The organism is Nostoc sp. LEGE 06077 (genome assembly GCF_015207705.1).
GTDB lineage: Bacteria > Cyanobacteriota > Cyanobacteriia > Cyanobacteriales > Nostocaceae > Nostoc_B.
The window spans coordinates 146,632-169,381 of record NZ_JADEWI010000010.1 but is presented as its reverse complement, the minus strand read 5'-3'; the positions used below and the strand labels follow the sequence as shown (position 1 = coordinate 169,381).

The 22,750-nt window shown below is 40.8% G+C and carries 16 protein-coding genes; 4 read left to right on the top strand and 12 right to left on the bottom strand.

What is annotated here, in order from left to right; genetic code table 11:
• Window positions 1–120: 120 nt before the first annotated feature.
• The 8 genes from IQ244_RS10110 to IQ244_RS10075 form a co-directional block, all read right to left on the bottom strand.
• Window positions 121–1,458 carry a P-loop NTPase fold protein gene (locus tag IQ244_RS10110; protein ID WP_193892997.1) on the bottom strand — a complete coding sequence of 446 codons (1,338 nt, stop codon included), beginning with the start codon at window positions 1,456–1,458 and terminating at the stop codon, window positions 121–123.
• A gap of 114 nt (window positions 1,459–1,572) precedes the next feature.
• Window positions 1,573–1,818: a P-loop NTPase fold protein gene (locus tag IQ244_RS10105; protein ID WP_193892994.1), complete on the bottom strand. Its 246-nt coding sequence runs from the start codon at window positions 1,816–1,818 to the stop codon at window positions 1,573–1,575.
• 286 nt (window positions 1,819–2,104) lie between these two features.
• Window positions 2,105–2,848: a M50 family metallopeptidase gene (locus tag IQ244_RS10100; protein ID WP_193892991.1), complete on the bottom strand. Its 744-nt coding sequence runs from the start codon at window positions 2,846–2,848 to the stop codon at window positions 2,105–2,107.
• A 140-nt stretch (window positions 2,849–2,988) separates the two neighbouring features.
• Window positions 2,989–3,801 (bottom strand): FHA domain-containing protein, encoded by an 813-nt coding sequence (locus tag IQ244_RS10095; RefSeq protein ID WP_193892987.1) that lies wholly within the window; start codon window positions 3,799–3,801, stop codon window positions 2,989–2,991.
• A 216-nt stretch (window positions 3,802–4,017) separates the two neighbouring features.
• Window positions 4,018–4,740 (bottom strand): 6-phosphogluconolactonase, encoded by a 723-nt coding sequence (gene pgl, locus IQ244_RS10090; RefSeq protein ID WP_193893026.1) that lies wholly within the window; start codon window positions 4,738–4,740, stop codon window positions 4,018–4,020.
• Between the two features lie 489 nt (window positions 4,741–5,229).
• Window positions 5,230–8,181, bottom strand: coding sequence for a DUF2225 domain-containing protein (locus IQ244_RS10085; protein ID WP_322746046.1), 2,952 nt, complete (start codon window positions 8,179–8,181; stop codon window positions 5,230–5,232).
• Window positions 8,182–8,976: 795 nt separating this feature from the next.
• A complete protein-coding gene (gene rph / locus IQ244_RS10080) occupies window positions 8,977–9,717 on the bottom strand; it encodes a ribonuclease PH (RefSeq protein WP_193892984.1) in 741 nt (246 codons plus the stop codon).
• Window positions 9,718–9,798: 81 nt separating this feature from the next.
• On the bottom strand, window positions 9,799–10,359 hold the full coding sequence (locus IQ244_RS10075) for an adenylate kinase family protein (RefSeq protein WP_193892981.1): 561 nt from the start codon (window positions 10,357–10,359) through the stop codon (window positions 9,799–9,801).
• Between the two features lie 320 nt (window positions 10,360–10,679).
• Here IQ244_RS10075 and IQ244_RS10070 point away from each other — a divergent pair, with 320 nt between their 5' ends.
• Together IQ244_RS10070 and dcd are read left to right on the top strand one after the other, a co-directional pair.
• The gene (locus IQ244_RS10070; protein WP_193892977.1) at window positions 10,680–11,216 is read left to right on the top strand and encodes a P-loop NTPase family protein; all 537 of its coding nucleotides are present in this window, start codon (window positions 10,680–10,682) and stop codon (window positions 11,214–11,216) included.
• 56 nt (window positions 11,217–11,272) lie between these two features.
• Complete coding sequence (gene dcd / locus IQ244_RS10065) at window positions 11,273–11,872, top strand: dCTP deaminase (RefSeq protein ID WP_193892975.1); 600 nt, start codon at window positions 11,273–11,275, stop codon at window positions 11,870–11,872.
• Window positions 11,873–12,263: 391 nt separating this feature from the next.
• Here dcd and IQ244_RS10060 read toward each other — a convergent pair whose 3' ends face one another.
• Both IQ244_RS10060 and IQ244_RS10055 read right to left on the bottom strand, forming a co-directional pair.
• The gene (locus IQ244_RS10060) at window positions 12,264–12,548 is read right to left on the bottom strand and encodes a hypothetical protein (protein WP_228058833.1); all 285 of its coding nucleotides are present in this window, start codon (window positions 12,546–12,548) and stop codon (window positions 12,264–12,266) included.
• A 36-nt stretch (window positions 12,549–12,584) separates the two neighbouring features.
• Entirely contained in the window at window positions 12,585–13,250 is a 666-nt protein-coding gene (locus IQ244_RS10055; protein ID WP_193892972.1) for a helix-turn-helix transcriptional regulator, read from the bottom strand.
• A gap of 113 nt (window positions 13,251–13,363) precedes the next feature.
• On the opposite strand from IQ244_RS10055, the gene IQ244_RS10050 reads away from it, so the two are divergent.
• On the top strand, window positions 13,364–14,017 hold the full coding sequence (locus IQ244_RS10050) for a DUF3386 domain-containing protein (protein ID WP_193892969.1): 654 nt from the start codon (window positions 13,364–13,366) through the stop codon (window positions 14,015–14,017).
• Window positions 14,018–14,064: 47 nt separating this feature from the next.
• Here the strand turns inward: IQ244_RS10050 and IQ244_RS10045 are convergent, their stop codons facing one another.
• On the bottom strand, window positions 14,065–19,833 hold the full coding sequence (locus tag IQ244_RS10045) for an ATP-binding sensor histidine kinase (RefSeq protein ID WP_193892966.1): 5,769 nt from the start codon (window positions 19,831–19,833) through the stop codon (window positions 14,065–14,067).
• 729 nt (window positions 19,834–20,562) lie between these two features.
• Window positions 20,563–21,240, bottom strand: coding sequence for a response regulator transcription factor (locus tag IQ244_RS10040; RefSeq protein ID WP_015113911.1), 678 nt, complete (start codon window positions 21,238–21,240; stop codon window positions 20,563–20,565).
• A 1,195-nt stretch (window positions 21,241–22,435) separates the two neighbouring features.
• Between IQ244_RS10040 and groES the strand changes: the two genes are divergently transcribed.
• Complete coding sequence (groES, locus tag IQ244_RS10035) at window positions 22,436–22,747, top strand: co-chaperone GroES (RefSeq protein ID WP_015113912.1); 312 nt, start codon at window positions 22,436–22,438, stop codon at window positions 22,745–22,747.
• The last annotated feature ends 3 nt before the right edge of the window (window positions 22,748–22,750 follow it).

Here is a 22,750-nt window from a genome sequence, read left to right as displayed (position 1 = left end):
GGTCATTAATGGAGTTCAAACAAGAGGAGAAAAAAGAAACTATAGTACACAACGTGTAAAATTTAACTCTAATTCTTCTACTTAATTGCTTGTTACATAGTTGTAAATTTTCACCACGGCTTACTTAGGTAGATTATCTATATCTATATTGTAAAGAAACTTAGCTCTAATTTTATTTAATTTACTCTTTTTAGCTAATATACGAATAGCTTGCTCTAACTTTTGAGATGCAGTTAACCCGAAATTCAAAAACTTTTTAACCATATCAGATAAATCAGTATCACCTTGTTCAAGCCATTGAGTATATTGCTCAACAGTACAGTTGTTTATAAATTCAACATTTTCCTTCTCCCAAGGAGATATTGAAAGGGAATTATTACTGATTATATTTTTTATTGCTGTGGTGATATCTAAGGTTTGCAGATATTGATTCTTTTGTTCTTCTAGATATACCTCTAATTCAGGATATTTACGCAATTTAGCTCTAAATATATTTAAATCATTAAAATAGTGAGGGTCATTATTTTTTAGTTTATGTTCTAATAAAGCTCTTTCATATTGGCTAATATCAAGTTCTATAATTGAAGCAACTTGTTCAACTTGTTCAAATTCAGAAATACTTAAATATAGATTATTCTCTTCGAGAAAATTTATAATTTCCTCACTCATTTCTTGTTCGGAATTTCCAAATGAATTATAATACGGCTTGCCAAGATTACGCAATTTTTCAATAACTTGATTTTTTTCCTCTCTATCATTAAGAATTTTTCCTCTTTTAATAAACTCTATTTCATCATAATTAGACAGCGAGCTTTCAACTGAATTAATTATAATCTCATCAATTTCTAGAGAGTTATATCCTAGATAAAATAATTTTTGTATAAGTTGGATTTGTTCTTCAAAACCGTCGTTATTTTTGTATTTTGAAGAGTCTGTTAAAGATAATATGCTGTCTATAGTAATAGAAGAAGTTTTGCAAAATTCTGTATCCATTGTTACTAAATTAATAACAATACTATTTCTTATAACTTGATTACGTAAACTAGTCTGCCAATCCTTTATTAAAGGACTAAGCTCATCAATCAGCCATCTAGTTTTACGAAGAATGCGAATGTTGTTTGTACGAGTCTTTAGAAAAACTGATTTTATTGCCTCTTTATCAGGATGATCTTTAAAGATAAAATCTAAGTTTTCTTCTACTGTTGGAGCAAGCGTAAATTCTCTATCAATTACTTTTTCCCTATAAGTCTGTAAGATGTCTTTGGAAGCTTGTTCTAGATTATCATCACTATAAATTAAAATGATTTTACATTTTAATTCCTGAACTAGATATTCAACAAAGCCAAGTATTTCATCTAGTGGAAGCTGAGATTTTCTTTCAAGATCGTCAATACATATAATTGAATTATCATTTATGTTTAAATTAAAAAATATCTCAAGCAATAAATCACCACCCATAGCAAGTAATGAACCTGATAATCCAAGGTCGAGTTTTGGAGTTTTTTCTAATCTTCCAGAGTTGCGGTTGAAAAACTCAACAACATTCTTAATTGGTTCAGGATTGATATTTTTCTAGTAATTAGCAACTATTCTTGCTTTCAAGTGTTCAATTGAAGAAATCCCAAAAACAGAAGCATACAAATAATAGTTATTTCGATGTTCATATAAAAAATTTCGTACTAGATGGGTTTTTCCAATACCCCATTTTCCTTTGACAGCTAATACTTTATAGTCTTTATTGTTTAAGAATTTATGAATAATATTTTCTGCTTCTCTTCGATTCACACCAGAACGGAATATATTTGTACTGTTCACCATAAAGACTTGTCACCTCCGATAATAACTAAAATTATAATTATTTTATTAATTTTAAAAGCATTAATTATAAGTCTATGTTGTCACATACAAAAAACAACAAAAAATCTCATACCTTACGGTGGCTGATTTTAATTACTTACCTACAAAACGAGTAGCCAGATGAACCGAACTTACCAGCAGTGAACTTACTAATTTTCATACATAATGCGATCGCCCTAAAAAATTATTCTTCATCGGCAGTAGAATTTTTGACTGCTAAAGGGCGATCGCTAATCTGCATATTCTTTTACGCTGAACGATAGGCAACGCGGAGACTTTGAATCAAGATTACCAAAGAAGCGATCACCATCAATCCGCCCCAAAACCAATAAGGTAAAAGTAAATATCTTTGCATCTGGGCTGTATCAGATAGCCCTAAATAGCCAGCACTATAACTAAATAAATAATTGAGTTGGTGATAGGTACTCACACAAGCTTGGACACCCAAAAATTGAATAGCAAAACCCTGCATCCAACGAGGCGCTTTTAACGCCATACCCAGAATAATTAAACCTAATAAAGGAACTGCCAACAAGCCAAACCAAGAACGTACCCAAATTAATGTAGAAAGTAGCAGAAAACCGCCTAAAATTTTTAAACTCAGGGATGCTGCTTTAAAACTGCGAGAAGCCAAAATCAAAGCAGCACCAGCAATTGGCGGCCCCATTGGCCCGGCGGCGGCGACTAAACCGGGGCCAATGGGGCCGAGTGAAGTAGCAATCCGATAAGTAGCTACACCGGAACCATTGCTAAAAATTTCTAACTTTTGAAACTGTCCCCCTAATACCAGCGCCATCAAACCGTGTCCCATTTCATGAAACCAAGTTGCCAGGATAGTGAACGGGTATAAAATATAATCGCCGCCGGGAACTTGCCACAACACAGCCGTGGCGATCGCCGCTGCGACTAACCAATTTAACCCCATACGTTCTACTTCTGGTGGGGCTTCTGTAGAGAGCAAGGTTTCAAAATGTTTTTTTGGTTCCTGCATAGCGCACTTTCCTGAATGTAATTACCCCAGTTAGTGGAGTGTATTTTCATCCATCCTAATCTAAGGAGATAGAAGGCAGGAGACAGGAGGCAGGAGTGAGAATCATTCTTTCCCTGTTCCCTGTTCCCTGTTCCCTATTTTTAAGTTAGTTGAAAGATAAATGTGACCAAATCACCTTTACCGAGGCTGATGCGATCGCCTGGGCGGAGGCGGTGTCTGTTCCCTGGTAATAATGGCAAGTTGTTAATATAAGTGCCATTGGAACTACCAACATCTTCTACATAGTAAGCATCTGCCTCAACCCGAATATCTGCGTGTATCCGAGAGACAATTTCTGAATTACTAAACCCGGAAACATCGATATCAGGGGGAATACGGTCATTTGGCTTGCCGATGTGAATTACCGAAAGACTTTGGGGTAATTCAATTTCGCGATCGCTTTGAATATGAACCACTCGCGCGGTGACTTGTTGCAACTGAGTTCTTGATACGCCTGCGGGAGCCGCTGCTACTGGAGTCGGTTCTGGTTCTGGTTCGAGAACAGGTTCCAGTTCGGGCGGTGAGCTAGGAATCGCGGCCTCAACAGCTACAGGTTCAGGCGCGACAGTAGGTGCTGGATCTGGGGGTGTGCTTTCAGATACTGCTGTTGGTGGTACAGCTACAGGCTGTTGGTTAATTCCTAAAGCGTCTGGTTGTAAAAGATCTAATAGTGGATCTGGTGTAACTAATGGTGGTGCTTGTACAGGAATTTCGGGTGCAACTGTAGCAGCAACAGGAGCAGGTGCAGCAGCGGAGTGCAGATTAAAGCCACATTGACCGCAGAAAGCAGCATCAGCCTGTACCGTTGCTCCGCAGTTGGGACAGTTACTAGTCGCTGGTAAAGGCGTATAGCAAGCTTCACACTGGACAGCGCCGTTGGGATTGGGATGATTGCAATTCGGGCAGACGATCATTGATTTAAGCCTTTGTTGAAGATCAGCGTTAGATAGTACTGGTAAGCAGAAAGAACTCTGTAGAAGTTTCTGCTTCCACCAATCGGCAGTTTTGCAAGGGGGCGATTCTAGCTTTCGATTTTAACAACTACTCTTTAGGAAGTTAAAAAGTAAAAAGCAAAAGTAAAAAGAATAGAGTCTTTTACCTTTTACCTTTTTACTTTTACCTTTTGACTTTTAGGTTGGTAATTCCGCCCCAGCCGCAGCATCTAGGAGCCACCAAAGCTCTCCTTGGGGGCGAATTAAGCGAGATGGGTAGCTAAAGTCATCGGCTTGGGGGGCAAAGACTTTGGCTAAAGCGGGACGTTTATTAGCACCTGCAACGACAAAAATCACGCTGCGAGCCGCGTTGATGAAGGGGTAAGTGAAGGTGATGCGGGGGTTTCCGTCTTTGTTACCCACAGTAATTAAGCGATCGCTCACTTTGAGCGCGTCTGTGTGGGGAAACAAAGATGCAGTATGGGCATCATCACCCATACCCAGCAAGATGACATCTAAAGCTGGGAACTCACCGGGAGCAGTATGAAAAAATTCTCGTAAATCCTGCTCATGCTTGTCAGCCGATAAGGCTGGATCAGCATCTAAAGTAGGGACGGCGTGAATGTTGGCGGCTGGAATATTAACCTTATCTAGCCATGCACGCCGCGCCATTAATTCATTGCTATCGGGATGATCTGGGGGAACGTAGCGCTCATCGCCCCAAAAAACGTGAATTTTATCCCAAGGCAAATCTTTTGTAGCGATCGCTTCATATAAAGGCTTAGGTGTACTCCCGCCAGATAGAGCAATCGTAAATTGCCCTCGTTGGGCAATGGCAGTTTCCAACTTCGATAAAATTAACTCCAGCGATCGCGCCACGAGCGCTGACTGATCTGATAGAATTTCTACCTGTTTATTCATGGCTTGATGATTACATTGCCTGCTTCCAGCAATACGATACCGAACTTCTGACAATCCTCCTTTTTAACTTTTGAAACTTTTAACATCATGATTTAAATAGCCATAAATTAACCTCATTTACCGTTATCATCTTTCATGTTCTGTTGTCAGTAGTCAGTGGTACTAACTGCGAAGGAGGAAGGATTTAAGGGTGTATGGGTGGAGAAACTGACCAGTACAAAATATGATCTGCCAGTTGTAACCTATAACCCAATACGGTTCAGTTAAGGTTGTCAGCTTATCGATCTCAGAAGAACCAAGACTTGGGGGAGAATCCCCCAAACCCCCGAATGGGTGACGGTTGCGTCCCCCAAACCCCCTCCAAAAAATAGATCTGTTTTATGTGTAGCAATTAATTTATTTTCTTAACTGAACCGTATTGACCTATCACCTATCACCTATCACCTATCACCTATCACCTATCACCTGTCAACTGTCAACTGTCATCTGTCACCTATCACCTGCAACATTACTCAACGGAGTCCAATCCCCAGAAGGAAGAAACGCTGCCCAAAATCTGGGATGCTGATATTCTTGACTATTGAGCAAATCCAACTGTGCAGCACGCAAAGCTTCATGTCTTCCCTTCCCCGTCTGCAAATTTTGATAATACTTCACCATTAAATCCTTTGTTGCCGCATCATCCACCAACCACAAACTCAAAACCTGAGATTGGGAACCAGCAATTACCAAAGCCCGACGTAAACCATACACACCATCGCCAACTTTCACATCACCCTTACCAGTTTCACAAGCCGACAACACAACTAACTGATTAGAACGCAAATCTAACCCAGCCACTTCCAAGGCTGTCAACACACCATCATCATTTCCTGGGGTGGCTTGATTGCGTTTGTTTGCACCAGCTAGAGCTAAACCAGAACGCAATAAGGGATTTTCTACTTGTAAAATATTTGGTTGACTCGGTGTTAACTCTAAATCTGATGATGCGTTGAGGTTTTGTTCCACATCAGTGATGAAGAAACCATGCGTAGCCAAGTGTAAAATGCTTGGACTTTTTATTTGTTTGACTGCGGTTTCTGTCGCATCTTTACCTAAGACTAATTTTGCCTTGGGTAAAACATTTTTAATAGCTAAGGCTTCATCTTTAGTAGCAGTTAAAGCTTCAAATTCTAAATTAGCTAAATCACCAGAGCGCAGGTTTTGGGAACTACGCATACCTGTTGTTTTTGCAGTTCCTCCCGTTGAGGTTTGATTATCGTAGTCAATATCTGCCAACACCACAGGCGCAGAAGCATTCTTATTATTTGCTTGAAAGCGTAACAAATCTCTGCCACTGGTGAGGTAAGAAAAAGCGTAACTCTGAATCAAGAATTTATCTTGCTGATCCTTTAAGGCTTCAAAGGGAATTAATGTTAATTGCCCATCAGGAGAAATCAAAATATGCCGCGCATCACCCAATAAAGGACGGATAGGTGCGATTAATTTCTCTTCTAAAGTCCGGGCGAGTTTGTTGAATGACCTTCCTGTAGCTAACTCTACCCGGAAATCAACAGCTAATTGATCAATCTCTGCGGCTTCACCTAAATCAACCCATGAGGGTTTACCAGTAGAACGTAACACCGCCGCCGCATAACGCGCTTTTCCCCACGTTGGGACATCTTTCACCGATTTAGCATTGAACGGCCGATACTGCACAATCTCTACCAAGACGGCATTCTTGGGGATTTTAGCTTGAATGCTGGCTAATTTTACTGGTTGCGTTTGCTCACGGAATTCAGCACTTTTATTACTAATAGCTGCTTCTAGTTTGGCTTTTTCTGCTTCTAGTTGTTCTAGTTGAGGTTTCAGGTTAGCAGTTTGTTTTGTTGATTCAGAAAATACTAATGCGGAGAGTTGCTGTTGTATTTGCAGCCATTGAGTAAATAACTTTTGAGTTTCGGGGTTTTTGTCTAGTTGAATGCGGAGTATTTGGATGCTATCAGCTACAGCATCTAACACCAGTCCTTTGCGCCGCAGTACAGTTGTTAAGGCTAGAGATGCGGCGGTTGAATTTTTTGGTGTTTCTTGCAGGGATAGGGAAATGGCGGTGTTAGTTGTCCCCCGAAAAGTTCTCACGTAACTCTGTTTTCTTTGTTCTGAGCCGACTGCAAAAATCAAATTGAGATTTTTTGCTTCAATTTCTAGCCCACGACGTGAGAAATCAATCGCACGATTATGATCACCCTTGGCTGAGTAGAGTAAAGCCAAATTGTTCAAACTCAAGGCAATTAATGGATGTTCTTTACCAAGTACCTGCTCATAAATAGCTAAAGCGCGGAGGTGCAATGGTTCTGCTTGTTGATAATTTCTTTGTATTTGATAGAGTTCAGCTAAGTTATGTAATATTTGAGCAAAATTACGATGCTCGTGACCAAATACCTGCTCATAAATAGCCAAAGCGCGGAGATATAATGGTTCCGCTTGTTGATATTTACCTTGGGCGCGATAGAGTGCAGCCAAATTATTTAAGCTTTGGGCAATCTGCGGATGTTCTTTACCTAAGACTTTCTCTCTGATAGCTAGAGAAAGCAAATATAATTGCTCTGCTTGTTGATATTTACTTTGTTCACGATACAGTTCCGCTAAATTATTCAAGCTTTGAGCAACATCAGGATGTTCCTTACCCAGAACATTTGCATAAATTTCCAAAGAGCGAAGATACAATACTTCTGCCTGTTGATAATTGCCTTGTTCTTTGTAGAGTAAGGCTAAATTATTTAAGCTTTCAGCGACATAACGATGTTCTTTACCAAGTACCTTTTCATAAATAGCCAGCGATCGCAGATACAATGGTTCTGCTGCTTGATATTTTCCCTGTAATAGATACAGTTCAGCCAAGTTATTCAAGCTATTGGCAACATCAGGAGATTCTTGCCCTTGTGCCTTCTGATAAATAGCCAGAGAACGGAGATACAATGGTTCCGCTTGTTGATATTTTCCCTGTTCTTGATACAGTAAAGCTAAATTATTTAAAGCAATAGCGACATTGGGATCTTCTCTTCCCCGCACCTTTTCAGAAATTGCCAAAGCGCGGAAATATAGTGGTTCTGCTTGTGAATATTTTCCCTGTAATCGATACAGTTCCGCCAAATTATTCAAGCTATTGGCAACTAATGGGTGTTCCTTACCCAGCACCTTCTCGCGGATAGCCAAGACGCGTTCTGCTAAAGGGGTAGCAGTAGCGTATTTTCCTGCTTGGTATAACTTTCCTACCTGTTGATTAAGTTCTTGGGCTTGTTCTAAGGCTGCTTGCTCCTCTGCTGAGTATATAGGAGTTTGCTGTTGGGCGATCGCTTTAACTGACACACTCAACATTAACCCTGTTGTCATCACACCCGCCATCATCCAAGGTGCGAGACAAATACCCGCAGCACTCTTCACACTGAATAACTTTTTCACACTCAACTCACAAGCTTATATAGGTCAGTTATCAGTTATCAGGGAACAGTTATCAGGGTTTTAGTTGGGGATTCGACTCTGGTTAAATACCACTTTTTAGCAATGCGGGACTTTAAAATATATTGCTGATAACTGTTGACTGTTCACTGATTACTGTTAAGTAAATCATGCCGTCTTCCGCACTTTTCGCAAAGCTGTTGTAAAAAAACTAAAAACCCTCCTCTCTGCGTCTCTGGTTACTGAGCAACTTGTACCGAGCGAAGTCGTTCGCGCAGCGTCTCTGACAGGAGAAGGGAGTCGAAGTGTGCGCCTCTGCGTGAGAAAATTCCACAAAATTTCCTGACACTTCACCCTCAAAGGCTCAACTTTTACCCTTTGAACCTCGACGTTCAACCTCAAAGGCTCAACTTTCACCCTTTGAACCTCAACATTTAACCTCAAAGGCTCAACTTTCACCCTTTGAACCTCAACGTTTAATCTCAAAGGCTCAACTTTTACCCTTTGAACCTCAACGTTCAACCTCAAAGGCTCACCTTTTAGCCTTTGAACCTCAACGTTTGAGTAAAAAGACCGAACACGATATCATTCAAAGGCTCAATTTCCTTTCTGAAAACTCCAATTTTTATCTATAAATATAGCCAGCATATCTTTAATAGATGTTTGAATTAATGGTTCTTCAGTATCTAGAGAAAAATGGTGCGTTACGGCTAATTTTCACTCTCTTAAGTTCCAAAATCTTTGTATAGCCGTAACACACCCTACTTAATATTTACTTTATAAATAACCTCTCACACTTCACACTTCAAAAAGAGTTTCCCAATCAGGAATAGCCTCACGTTGGGCAATTAATAATTGTTGAATGCCTTTTTCGGCACAATCAAGCAGTTGATTTAACTGTGTACGGCTAAAACTACCTTCTTCCGCCGTTCCCTGCACTTCAATTATGCCCAGATGATGATCCATAACGACGTTGAAATCTACTGTAGCTGCTACGTCTTCTGGGTAGTTTAAATCTAAATATGGCTCACCTTCTAATAAACCTACAGAAATTGCTGCCACTTGTCCAGATAAAGGCGATCGCTCTAATACCCCCCGCTGTAATAATTGGGAAATTGCCTGCGCTAAGGCGACAAAACCACCTGTAATAGCTGTGGTTCTCGTTCCTGCATCCGCTTGCAACACATCAGCATCCACAGTTATTGTCCGTTCTCCCAACGCCGCAAAATCGATTGTTGCCCTTAAGCTGCGTCCAATCAAACGTTGAATTTCTTGAGTCCTCCCAGACAGCTTTAACAATTCCCGTTCTTGGCGCTGCTGTGTAGCTGCGGGTAACATTCGGTACTCAGCCGTTAACCAACCTTTACCACTCCCGTTTAAAAATCTTGGCACTCCCTCATTGATGCTGACATTACAAAGTACCTGAGTATCACCACATTTAGCCAGCACCGAACCAGGCGCAAAGCGAGTAAACCCAGACTGAAAGCTTACAGGACGAAGTTCATAAGGTTGTCTGCCGTCGGGACGCTGCCATGCCATTGGATTGCCTCACCATTTTCATCTAGAATACTGCTTGAAGTGTGAAGTTGAAGTATGAAGTCGGAAATTTTATCTTTTGACTCAGCACTCAGCACTCATAAGCAGCTTAAGGATATGTTGCTCTACCATATCAGGTGCTTGATCACCATTGATTGTTAACAGGCGGCGGCGACGGTCGTAGTATTCTAAAATGGGGATAGTGCGATCGTAAAAAATTTCCACACGACGCTGGACGATTTCGGGTTGGTCATCTGGTAAAGAACGCCCTAGGGAACGGCTCACCATGATGGCTTGCGGTACTTGTAAATAAATTGCCCAGTCTAATTTTTGTCCTAAACTATCCAATAAAAAATCTAGTTCTTCTGATTGAAAGGCTGTGCGGGGATAACCTTCCAAAATCCAACCACCAACGACATCAAGCTTTTTCAGTCGCAGGCGCATTAATTCAATCATCATTTCATCCGGGACTAACTCACCTCTGGCTACATAGGGTTGTGTATGGCGACCGAGTTCGCTATAGTTAGCGATCGCTTCCCGTAAAATTTCACCCGTAGAAATCTGAGGTATATCAAAGTGTCTAGCAAGCCTTTGGGCTTGAGTGCTTTTACCTGATCCTGAACCTCCCAGAATCACTAATCTCACTTAATTTCACTCCCCATCTGGTAAAATTCACAACATTCAACTCTGTTTTTCCCAAACACAGAGTTGAGATCACACTCGGCTATTTTCATTTATTGCTTCCAAATTTGGCGATGGTGTTGCGACTAGTTTCATCCAAAAAACAAAAATGTCAATATCCCATACCAATTTTGAATTATGGGATTTTAGATTTTGGATGATTTTTCCCTATTCCCTACTCCTAAAACACGCTTGTCAAAATCAGGTTAATCATATAGATAGATTTGCAATAACTCTCAGCCGAACTTCTTTCCTTATTTTTTGTACTTTTCTAAATTTTTCCTATGGTCGCCCAGTTAGAATCTCCCAGCAACAATTCGATACTTTCCTTACCAAATCCAGTAGAAGGGCTAGTGCAGGTTTTCACTAGCGCTCACCGTAACTTTTTCACCACCGTTATGGCTCAATCCTTGAGAATTGCTGGTCAAGGCACATCAGTATTAGTAGTACAGTTTCTCAAAGGTGGTATCGGCCAAGGACAAGATAAACCAATTCAGCTAGGACAAAACCTCGACTGGATTCGCTGTGACTTACCTCGCTGTATCGATACTCCACATCTAGACGAAGCCGAAAATCAAGCTTTACAAAAATTATGGCAATATACACAAAATGTAGTCTATGAGGGCAAATATTCGCTGGTAGTTTTAGATGAGTTAAGTTTAGCCATTAACTTTGGTTTAATTCCCGAAACTGATGTTTTAGAGTTTCTGGCAAAACGTCCGCCCCACATCGATATTATTCTCACAGGGCCAGAAATGCCCAAATCCCTGTTAGATGTCGCCGACCAAATTACCGAAATTCGCCGCAGCCATCGCCCCTAAACAAATGACACCGTTCACGATATTCTAGTAGTTCGGTTGGAATTACCTGTGAACTTGTGATTAAGAACGATAAATGGATTACGGAAATGGCTCAACAAGGGATGATTTCACCCTTTGAGCCAAGCTTAATCCGAAAAGTGCAGAAAGAGACATCTGTTGATGCTCAACCCGTTATCAGCTACGGTCTTTCTTCCTATGGCTACGATATTCGCCTCTCTCCGGCTGAGTTTCGGATTTTTCGCCACATACCGGGAACTGTAGTTGACCCCAAAAACTTTAATCCCCACAATTTAGAGTCAACACCACTGCATACAGATGTCAATGGCAGTTACTTTATTTTGCCTGCTCACAGCTATGGATTGGGTGTTGCTTTAGAAAAGCTAGAGGTTCCAGATAATATTACAGTAGTTTGTATAGGTAAAAGCACGTATGCACGTTGCGGTATAATTGCGAACCTAACGCCCGCGGAAGCTGCGTGGCGCGGTCATTTAACTCTAGAATTTTCTAATTCTTCTAGTGCTGACTGTCGTATATATGCTTCGGAAGGAGTAGTGCAGCTACTCTTTTTAGAAGGAGAACCCTGTGCGATTAGTTACGACACAAGACAGGGTAAATATCAAGATCAGTTAGAAATTGTCACCATAGCTCGCGTATAGTTTAAATTTAAAACCACAGGTTACGGTTACTTTTACCTGTGGTTTCTATATTTGTTATGTGCGTAGACGCAAAGCGGCTTGTTGCTAGATATTGAATATATTGACTCATCCAAAATCTAGGATATAACTATCAATAAGAATTTTTTAACATGAGTTCAACAGATGAAAAAACCTCTCTCCAAACCTCTCTCCTTTTAGGGGAGAGGCTTAAAAAGCCTAGTTTTTGCTTGTGGTTTAAGCCCCTCTCCGCGTCGGAGAGGGGTTGGGGAGAGGTCAAAAAAGACTTCTCGAATTCACATTTTTGTAAATATGAATTAAATATAAAATGGGCGCTGAACCTTGGCACTATTTTGTTCCTTACGAAGAAAACGTAAATTTTACATTACAAAATTTACGGGAGCGAGAATTTAAAGCTAGAAGATTCTAGTGTAGGAGCAATTAATACTTCTCGTCTTGCAGTTTCACTAATTGGGTTAACGTAAGTTAAATTTCTTTGCAAATAGCCGGTCAAAAATTCTAAACAATTAACTTTATCTGCATATCTTGGTAAGTCCAGCCGCTTGCGTTCATATTTAAAATCAAATTCTGCAAGAATATCGGCTGGCGCATAAGGTAATTCAAAATATTTGCTAAAGGTATAACTTGTACCAGGTTGAAGAATGAGAGGGCGAGTCATATTAGTATTTAGTTATTGGCGATCGCACTTCGTTCTCTACGAAACCAAAACATCCTGTAATTTCGCCACCATCTCCGCCCGTGCTGATACTTCTAGCTTGCGAAACATCCGCTTTAAAGCTTGCTTCACTGAGTTTTGCGTAATCCAGAGTTTTTCCCCAATTTCTGCATTCGTTAAACCTTGCGCCACCAACTCAGCGATTTCTAACTCGCGCGGTGTGAGGCGACTAACTAAAGGTGAAGTTACAGGTTTAGCTCTTAAAGTTGCAAGTTTGGCTGACAAATGCAAGCATACAGCACTCAAGTCAGCTAAATCATTGCCATCAAAAGCAGGCTGTCCGCGATCGCGTGCTAAGTGTAATGTACCAATCAACTGACCATCACAAACAATTGGCCCAGTCATAACATGCTCGTGGTCAGAACGAGAACAAAAATGTTTCCAGTCGCCTGGTGATAATAGCAATTGTTCATGGGCGGGAGCGTGACGCTCAACTACATAGCGTCCAACAGGGTTTCCCTCTAAACATACAGAAGGAATAGCCGGAATATTAATTTCTGTTGCTGCTTGGTCATCTAAAAGATAGATACCCCAATGCTGTACGCCAAAATGCTCGCTAATTTTATCCTTGAGAGTGAGGTGTAGCTCTTGCTCATTACGGACAGTAGCGATCGCACCAAATACAGCATGAAGAGAATTAGCCATAAGTGTACCCAAAGTGTACCCCATTGGGGACTATGCTCTACTCAACAATTACCTCTATGCTAATACCAGCAAGAATAAAACGCTATTATCACTGGATAAGCTAGGAGAAGCACATGACAGTTACCAAACTCTCTGCTCAGGAACTTTTCCGGGCCGCTTATGAAAACCGTTACACATGGGATAACAATTTCCCCGGTTATACCGCAGATGTTACCTATAAGTATGACGATAAAGTTACTACAGGTAAAGTAATCATCAATGCTGATCTCAAGGCGGAAGTTCTGGAAGTAGAAGACGAAGCCGTAAAAAAGGCCATCCACGGTCAAGCTTGGGAAATTGCTATTCACCGCATCCGCCGCAGTTTTGAAGACACCCACAGCGAAAACACCTTTAGCTATGGTGACAGCGACTTAACTGATGCAGTAGAAATTTTAGTTGGTGGTAAAGGTTCTGGCGATAAATATAAAGTCCGCAATAACGAAGTTTGTCTGGTTCACCGTCAAATTCATGGCGTTTTCGTCACCATCAACACCTTCAGCAGCCACCAAACTGGCGAAGGTTACTTGTCTCATACTTATGATTCTGTTTACCACGATCCTAAGACTGGCGAACAAAAAGGTGGTAGAAGTGAATTCACCGACGAATATGAAAAAGTAGGCAAATACTTTATCCTCAATCGTCGAGAAATTCGCACCGAAGTCAACGGACATTTGAATGTTCAAGAATTTATTTTCTCGAATATTAAATTGTTGGAACCTGCTGCTTAAGCTGAATTTTCAAATAAATATACGCCTCCAATGGAGGCGTATATTTTTTATACAGGAATTTCAATTAAAAATTCTGTACCCTTGTCTAAAACAGAGTAACAGGTTAATTTGCCACCGTGGGTTTCTTCGACGATTTGCCGAGCGATCGCTAATCCCAACCCCGTACCTTTTCCGACAGCTTTCGTAGTAAATAAATTGTCAAATATCTTTTGTTTAATTTCTTCGCTCATTCCTTTAGCATTATCAGCAATCTTCATCTTCACGAAATTATCTGCTAGGTCAGTAGTAATAGTAATTCGGTTGGGATTGGCTTGAATATCTGCCAAGTTTCGTCCATTATCCGAGTCCTCTAAAGCATCAATAGCATTAGCAAGAATATTCATAAACACCTGATTTAATTGTCCAGGAAAACATTCAATTTGAGGTAAATTACCGTAGTTAGTGACAACTTGAATCGCCGGACGTTGTTCGTTAGCTTTGAGGCGATGTTTGAGAATGAGAATGGTGCTATCTATACCTTCGTGAATATTAAATGGCACTTTGTAATCGCGATCAGCACGAGAGAAAGTACGTAAACTGGTGCTGATATTTTTCAGCCTGTTGCACGCCAAAGTCATGGAATCAAGTATTTTGGGCAAGTCTTCTAAGCTGTATTCCAAGTCAATTGATTCGGCATGGTCTTCGATTTCTTCACTCTTGTTTGGAAAAGTTTCTTGATAGAGTTTTAAGTGTGCAAAAATATCAGCAATGGTGGGTTGAGCTTGTTTGATACTAGCAGCAATAAAACCTAAAGGATTATTCATTTCATGAGCAACACCCGCAACTAAGTTACCCAAAGCAGACATTTTCTCACTTTGGATAATTTGTAATTGCGCTTGTTGCAGGGCAAGTTCTGCTTGTTTGCGATCGCTTATATCAATTACTACCCCATCCCATACAGTTACTCCATCGGCTCGTCGCGTTGGCCGAGAAGCAAATTGCGCCCATTTCACCCTTCCCGAAGACATGACAAGGCGACATTCTTGTTCAAAAGGTGTGAGGTTTTGTGCAGAGTAGGTGAGGGCTTCTATCATTGCTGCGTGATCGTCAGAATGGTGCATTGTAGAAAGATTATGTATCCCCGCCATCACCAACTCCGGATCTAACTCATACAAGTCCCAACAGCCAGAACTAACGTAGGGTGTAGAAGTGGAACCATCCGCAGCCAGATGGAATTGGTACACCATACCCGGAATATTATTTGCTAAATTTTGAAAGCGGATTTCATTAGCCTGCAATTGCGTGAGAGATTGTGTCAATTGTTGAGCATAGTTTTGGGAATTTTCATAAAGTCGGGCATTTTCTAGAGAAATTGCGGCTTGAGCGCAAAGTAGATTGAGGAGTTCAACGCGATCGCTTGTAAATGCGCCTGTGACTAAATTATTCTCTAAATATAAAATTCCGATCAACTTGCCTTGATGCAAAATCGGGCTACACAAAATACTACGAGGTTGTTGGCGAACAATATAGGGATCGTTGGCTAAGGTGGGATCTGCTGTCGCATCCACCAGGACAACAGTTTGATTGTTGTGCTTGACTTTATAAATTAGCTTGTGAGGAATATCTTGACTATCTTCAACAGGTATTCTCTGCAACACCACTGGCTGTGTTCCCTGAGTAATTGAGCCTTTAATTAGCAGGCGCGAGTCTCGCAACAGCATTAACACGCATTTATTAGCCCCGGCATTTTCGATGACGATTTTCAGTAACGATGAAAGTAGCTTTTCCAGTTCGATTTCACCGGAAATAGTATGGGAAGCTTTGAGAATCGCTTTTAAATCTAAGGTATTTGAGAGACTGGTGTTAGAAGTGGCTCCACTGGTGGAGGTGACAGTCCCCAAGGTGATGATGGTTTCGTTAATTGAGAGGGTCGAACGAGTTTGCTGTAATATGGGGGCAAGGAGTTGGGTATAGCGTTTTTCTAAATCGGCAACTTTGGCTTTTGCACCCCATTTGGCATAACAATAGTAGGCTTCTTGCATATGGACTGCGGCAACTTTGGTTTTACCCCAGCCCAGGTAGAATTTAGCTGCCAGTTCGTTAGCTAAGGCTTCTTCTTGGATGTAGCTGTTGGCCTTAGCAAGAGAAATAGCGCGATCGTAATAATCTCCTGCTGCATAATTCTTGCCTAATACTCGGTATTTTTCTGCCTCTACCAAATCCAATTTATGCTGGTGATTCATGGGTGCATGATGCGCCCATTGCTGTAACCGGGTTTGGTTTTCTGTGACACTCTGTAATGCTGCTGATGTTTCGTCTAATTCTGGATTCAATTGTGCCAAAGTCAGCAGAGAATCATAAAGATAAAATACTGGTTCGCTGACTAATCCCGCACCAGCCATAAAATAGCGCCTGACTTCAATAGCATGATTTTTCGCTGGCTCAATTTCTCCAAACAAAAAACAAAGCATTAATTTATATAAATGGAAAATATACAGTCCATATCCATCATTGGTAGACTGTAGCTGCGGTCGAAATTCTGTTTCTTCAAGGGCTTTTCCAGACAAAAAGGTGGTATGTTCTGCAAAACCCAGCAGATTTAAAACCGGTTGCCAATAAATCCGACAATAATTTGCGGTTGTCAATTGATTTATTTGCATCAAACTATGGCAGTAGGCGCTAATATCCTGCTCTAAGGTAGCCAGGGGTTGATTACACCAAAAAGAATTGAGACAAAAAGTGTGTCCATTATATCCAGCAAGTACCAGGTTTCCAAATTCTAAGGCACTGGTGTAACCTTCTTGCAAGAGGGGTAGTGTTTCTTTAATGTGAGATTTGCGGTGTACAATAAATACCCCCAAAATCATCAAAACCTCTGTTTTAGTGGCTTTGGCATCGAGTTTTGAGATAATCTGGAGTGCCAGAGAACCAAACTGCGTTCCTGTATCCACGATTTGAAAGAAATTGCAGAGAATATTGCCATAGTTCACATAGCCAAAAGTAGAATTCGATGTGTTGCCGTACTGAATCGAGAGTTTAACGGACAAAGTATTCAGCAATGGGTACAACGGTGAACCAGTAAGGTAAGCTGCTGGGCTGATGATATTGCAAATCTTCAGAATAGCGAGTTTTTCAGCATCCCGCATCTGTGGCAAGTTAACCAAATCGGCAATTTGCCTATCTCCAATCAGTTGCTCAATCTCTTTGATTTCTTGTTGCCAATCTGATGGTGTGGGTGTTTCAGGAAAAGTGGCACCAAGCTGTTGTAAGACTGGTTGAGCGATCGCGATCGCACAAGTCAATTTACTTTGGAAAATATGAGATTGAATTCTAATGCAGTAAACATTAACCTTTTCTAATAAAGAATGTGCCTGTTCAATGACAGTATCAATGAACTGTTCCATCGCCTCAAAATTACCATTTAGCAGTGCTACTTCTGCCGCTAATTCATGCAAGGCGAGGGTCATTTCATACTGCTGCCGCCAAGTATTTTCTCCCAATAAAGATAATCCCACTATGATATATTCATGCGCTGCTTGATAGGCGGTGGAATTTTTGGCTTTGCGAGATGCAATTAAATTAAGTTGTGCTAGTTCATCTCGTTGAGTTTGTTCGCTAATTAAAGCCGTGCCATAATTTAATTGATTGACGATTTCAAAAATCCGGTCTTCTCTTGCTTGTGCGGAAATCTGTTGTAGCAGCAGTTGTCCGATTTGGTAATGAGTCGTCTGTTTTTGGTCATCAGGAATCAGGGAATAAGCTGCTTGCTGTACTCGGTCATGTAAGAATTTGTATGTAACAATCAGTTGATTTTCCGATGTACCTGCTTGATTTTCTTGCCCGACATAAAATTTATAAACATCACCAATTGGTAAAATCAATCCTTCTTGCAAAGCTTTCCACAAAGCCGCAGCAGTTTCAATTTCTGATTGCTGCGAAACAATCGCCAAAGTTGCTAAATCAAAAGAGTTGCCAATACAAGCAGCTAACTGCAAGACATCTTGAGTTGATCGCGGTAATTTTTGCAATTGCCAACTCATAAAAGTTACAACATCATCTGTAACTGCTTGAGCCGTCACTTCTGATAAATTGCATTGCCAACAGCCGATTTCAAAGTCAAATTGAATTAATCCATCTTGATGCAGTGCTTTGAGGAACTGTGTGGCAAAAAACGGATTTCCTTTAGTTTTTTGATAAATCAATACAGAAAGATGCCATGCTACATCTTCTGAACATTTGAGCGTGTCAGCCACTAACTTATTGACTTGCACTTGACTCAGTGGTGCTAAAGTAATCGTATTAATCTTTGCTTGTGATTTCGCAATTTCATTTAAAGTCAACATCAATGGATGTGCTGGATTGACTTCATTATCACGATATGCGCCGATAATAAAAAGATGACTTGTATCAGCCATTAATAGCTGCATTAACTTCAGCGATGCCGAATCTGCCCATTGCAAGTCATCTAAAAACATTACTAAGGGATGTGATGCACTGGTAAAGACTTGCGTAAACTTTTGGAATAATAAATTAAAGCGATTTTCTGCCGCCGTTCCTGATAACTCTATTGCTGATGGTTGTTCGCCAATAATTCTTGAAAGTTCGGGAATTACTTCAATAATTACTTGACCATTTTCACCAACAGCATCTAAGATTTTAGTTTTCCATTGCTGAATTTGGACATCGCTTTCTGTTAATAATTGCTCCATTAAATCCCGGAATGCTTGCACAAAAGCACTGAAGGGAATATTTCGCCCAAATTGGTCATATTTGCCTTTGATAAAATAGCCGCGTTGTCTGACAATTGGTTTATGTACTTCGTTGACAACAGCTGTTTTACCAATCCCGGAAAACCCAGCAACAAGCATCATTTCTGTTGCGCCAAGACTGACTCGATCAAATGCTTGCAGCAGGGTTTCAACTTCAGTTTCTCGTCCATAAATTTTATCAGGAATGAGGAAGCGATCGCACACATCACGCTGTGCAATTTCAAAGGATTTAATTTCACCAGTTGCTTCTAGCTGCTGTAAACAATTCTCTAAGTCGAACTTTAATCCTAATGCACTTTGATATCTATCTTCAGCATTTTTTGCGATCAATTTCATGACAATCTCACCCAGAACTGAAGGAAGTTCTGTTTTGGGATTACTCAATCTTTCTGGGAGTTTTGCTAAATGAGCGTGTACCAACTCCATTGGGTCATTTGATGCAAAAGGTAACTTTCCTGTAAGTAATTCATAAAAAGTTACACCGAGCGAGTAGAAGTCTGTGCGATAGTCAATCCCACGATTCATTCTCCCTGTTTGTTCAGGAGAAATATAAGCTAATGTCCCTTCTAAAACATTCGGATTGACTAGTGTTTGGGTTTCTCGTGGTAGTAAAGATGCAATGCTAAAGTCGATTAATTTAACTTGCTTGGTTTCGGGATTAATTAATATATTGGCGGGTTTAATATCTTTATGAATGATGCGCTCGCGGTAGAGTATATCTAAGGTATCGCACAAAGCGATCGCTATTTCTAAAAACTCGTGTAAGGTTCTCTCTACTCCCCATTCTTTAAGAGAAATTCCCCCAAAGTCTTCCATGACTAACATATAGCCATTTTGGAAAGGTTCGAGGCTATAGGTTTGAACAATCGAAGGTGAGTTGAGATTTTTGGCAATAGTATATTGATTGCGAAACGACAAGAGTTCATGGAAACTGGGATAAGCATTTCTCAGCAGCTTAATCACTACAGGTTTTTGATCGGTTTCTCGATATCCTCGATAAACTTTTGTTCTAGAACCTAGGTAGAGTTCTTCGCTGACTTTATATCCAGGAACACTTACTGAAGCCATGATTTTATCACCACAATCTTGACAAATTCTGATATTAGTTTGCCCAAAATGATGATCAAGTAAGTTCAAAAATGTCAAGTGTTGTAAAACTTGATAAAATATGCGCTTCCGTGCGAGAATCACGATTATTTAAACTAAAAGCGATCGCACTGGTGATGTTAGGGCGATCGCTTTTAATATTAGGGTAGAGTGATGCAGTGGATTACTTGCAGGATTCACTTTTTTCGCGCTCTTGTTAGGTCTTAGCACTAATACGCGTCACAAAGAACTATCTTCCACAGCACAGGATAAAAATCATGAATTCTACCAATTTAGGAAATGATTTCGATATATGGATTGAAAGAATTTAGACGCAGACAACAATTCCCAATCCAAAATCTAAAATTTAAAATCCAAAATTGGATTACCCCAAGGAGGGTAGATGCAATCATGTCATTTGTCCCGTGCATTCAATAACTATTAGGCATTAATAATTGCTGAAGTCACTTATCCTGGGATGACTGGATTTTTCGATGGGGTGCGATACTGCTGAGATTGGCGCATTTCATCAGGATTTAGCGGCTTTCTTTTCTAACTGGCGCAAAGCAGCTTTGCCACCGGGGAAAAGTGCTGAGTAAAAATACTACTCCCTCATCCCTAGCCTCTAGCCTCTATACCTCTCAAGCCAGCTTTCAGCTATCAGCGGTCAGTGAAACAGTCAAAAGCTGACGGCTGAATGCTGAAAACTTTTTAAGCCATTTGATTCTCAATCGCCCACCGCGCTAATTCAGTGCGGTTATGGAGATTGGTTTTGCCCAACATATTGGACACATGGCTTTCAACAGTACGCTGACTAACATTTAATTCTTCAGCTATTTCTCGGTTCGCTAAACCCCTAGCTACGAACTGGACTACTTTCAGTTCGGTTGGGGTTAACTGTACATCGAAGGGAACTTGAATGCGGGAACCGTTTTCTCCGCCTTTGGCTTGGTGTTCCTTCCAACGGATGGTTTGTTTGAGCGAAGATTCTACTTGGGCAACGAGTTCTTCTGGTTCGAAGGGCTTGACCATATAGACATCAGCACCTTTGTTTAAACCTTTCACTCGGTCTGCACTTTGTCCTTTGGCTGACAAAAACAGAACGGGAATCCAACTAGTGCGTTCGTTTTGCCGGACTTGTTCTACAAAAGTGTAACCGTCCATTTCCGGCATCATTACGTCACAGATGATCATATCTGGAACGTCATGCTCTAGAATTTCCAGAGCTTCACGTCCATTTTCAGCTGTGACGACTTCGTATCCTCTAAATTCCAAGTAATCCTTCACCAGCAAGATGAGGTTAGGGTCGTCATCAATCAGTAGAAGGCGTTTGTGATCTTTCATGCTGGGCTCTTTCATAGCAGTGGCACTTGTCGCGCTTCGGTCCATCAAGGTTTTGAATGGTTATCCTTAATATGGTGGATTTATCGAGATGTTGTCTTTTTTCCCACTTAACTTGCCTTTGCTTCCTCGAAGTCTCAAAAGCGGTTGTCACCTTATTTAAGACCACTAGCTCATCGGCAAAAGTCCGGTAAGGATACGTAGAGCAGTAGTAATTATAATGCGCTATTATATATCGCTTTGAAAGTGGCGGGTGAAAAAACACTGATTAAATAATAATCCTCTGCCATTCACAAGTAAGTATTGGCTTCAGATGACCCTAGCTTTATAACAACTCGCACTTTCATCAGCTTACTGCTTTACTATATCCTGCGGATGTGAAGCCTTATCAGATGTTAACAAGCAAGTAGGGGAATTTCCGGCAAAGATGGGTTAAAAATGCAAATTCTTCTACCACCATGATGCCGATCAAGTATGTTTGGATGATCCGCTGTAGGACTTGCAAATTTGCTTGGTGATACCAGACACCACCATCCGAGCAGACAACCATTATCTGTGTAGAACAACAAAGTGGCAAGCAATTGTCTTGAATTGTCAAGATGCAGAGGGGTAAACTTTCGTAGCTCTTAATCAAATTTTAGTTCTTGAAGTAGCTAATTGAAGCCTTCCCAGAACTATTCACTAACTTGCTGTTAACCGGAGTTAGTAACCGTGTGGTCAGCATACATAAAAATATGTTGCTGATTTTTGGCAATTCCTAAAATTTTTACACAATTGCTTAAGGTTCTCTTGTTGTCTACATATTTAATGCCTTTGTCGATGTGATGGTTTTTTGAATCTTGGTATTGTTACTCAATAGCAGCTCCCTGTTTACTGTTCTATAACAATTTCCAAGCTTTGCAAATAAAGTTGACCATATAAGAATATTCGTAACTTACGGATGAAAATCAGAAAATTAAACTCAATTAGGTACTTATACTTACGTGAACTTCCGATTACTGAGAGTTGGGGAGTGGGGAAATGAGCAGAGGGGCAGGGGTGCAGAGGAGATGGGGAGTAGTGTGCAATGAGCAAAGAGAAATTTTTATAGTAAGTCTTCTCCTCCGCCCCTCCGCTCCCTTGCTCCCCTGCTTTCTTACAACAGTTCGGGAACCCGTACATCAGAAAATGTTGCCATTGCAGGCTTTTCTTCGGTAAATTAGCACTCAGGAGTTGAGAGTGCTAACTCTGGAGAAAAAATTTTATGGCAGCTGTATCTTTAAGCGTATCTACAGTTAAACCTTTGGGCGATCGCGTTTTCGTGAAAGTAAGCGCCTCGGAAGAAAAGACCGCCGGTGGTCTATATTTACCCGACACCGCCAAAGAAAAGCCCCAGGTAGGGGAAGTGGTTGCTCTTGGCCCTGGCAAGCGTAACGAAGACGGTAGTCGTCAAGAGTTGGAAGTCAAAGTTGGCGACAAAGTGCTGTACTCCAAGTACGCTGGCACAGACGTTAAACTCGGCACCGATGAATATGTACTGCTTTCAGAAAAAGACATTTTAGCAGTGGTTGCTTAGTCG

What these genes read in the sequence shown, in the direction of transcription:
- IQ244_RS10110 (WP_193892997.1), bottom strand. Translation starts at nt 1,458, where the DNA reads ATGGGTGGTGATTTATTGCTTGAGATATTTTTTAATTTAAACATAAAT.
- IQ244_RS10100 (WP_193892991.1), bottom strand. Translation starts at nt 2,848, where the DNA reads ATGCAGGAACCAAAAAAACATTTTGAAACCTTGCTCTCTACAGAAGCC.
- groES (WP_015113912.1), top strand. Translation starts at nt 22,436, where the DNA reads ATGGCAGCTGTATCTTTAAGCGTATCTACAGTTAAACCTTTGGGCGAT.
- rph (WP_193892984.1), bottom strand. Translation starts at nt 9,717, where the DNA reads ATGGCATGGCAGCGTCCCGACGGCAGACAACCTTATGAACTTCGTCCT.
- IQ244_RS10060 (WP_228058833.1), bottom strand. Translation starts at nt 12,548, where the DNA reads ATGACTCGCCCTCTCATTCTTCAACCTGGTACAAGTTATACCTTTAGC.
- IQ244_RS10105 (WP_193892994.1), bottom strand. Translation starts at nt 1,818, where the DNA reads ATGGTGAACAGTACAAATATATTCCGTTCTGGTGTGAATCGAAGAGAA.
- IQ244_RS10050 (WP_193892969.1), top strand. Translation starts at nt 13,364, where the DNA reads ATGACAGTTACCAAACTCTCTGCTCAGGAACTTTTCCGGGCCGCTTAT.
- IQ244_RS10070 (WP_193892977.1), top strand. Translation starts at nt 10,680, where the DNA reads ATGGTCGCCCAGTTAGAATCTCCCAGCAACAATTCGATACTTTCCTTA.
- IQ244_RS10055 (WP_193892972.1), bottom strand. Translation starts at nt 13,250, where the DNA reads ATGGCTAATTCTCTTCATGCTGTATTTGGTGCGATCGCTACTGTCCGT.
- pgl (WP_193893026.1), bottom strand. Translation starts at nt 4,740, where the DNA reads ATGAATAAACAGGTAGAAATTCTATCAGATCAGTCAGCGCTCGTGGCG.
- IQ244_RS10095 (WP_193892987.1), bottom strand. Translation starts at nt 3,801, where the DNA reads ATGATCGTCTGCCCGAATTGCAATCATCCCAATCCCAACGGCGCTGTC.
- IQ244_RS10040 (WP_015113911.1), bottom strand. Translation starts at nt 21,240, where the DNA reads ATGGACCGAAGCGCGACAAGTGCCACTGCTATGAAAGAGCCCAGCATG.
- IQ244_RS10045 (WP_193892966.1), bottom strand. Translation starts at nt 19,833, where the DNA reads ATGGCTTCAGTAAGTGTTCCTGGATATAAAGTCAGCGAAGAACTCTAC.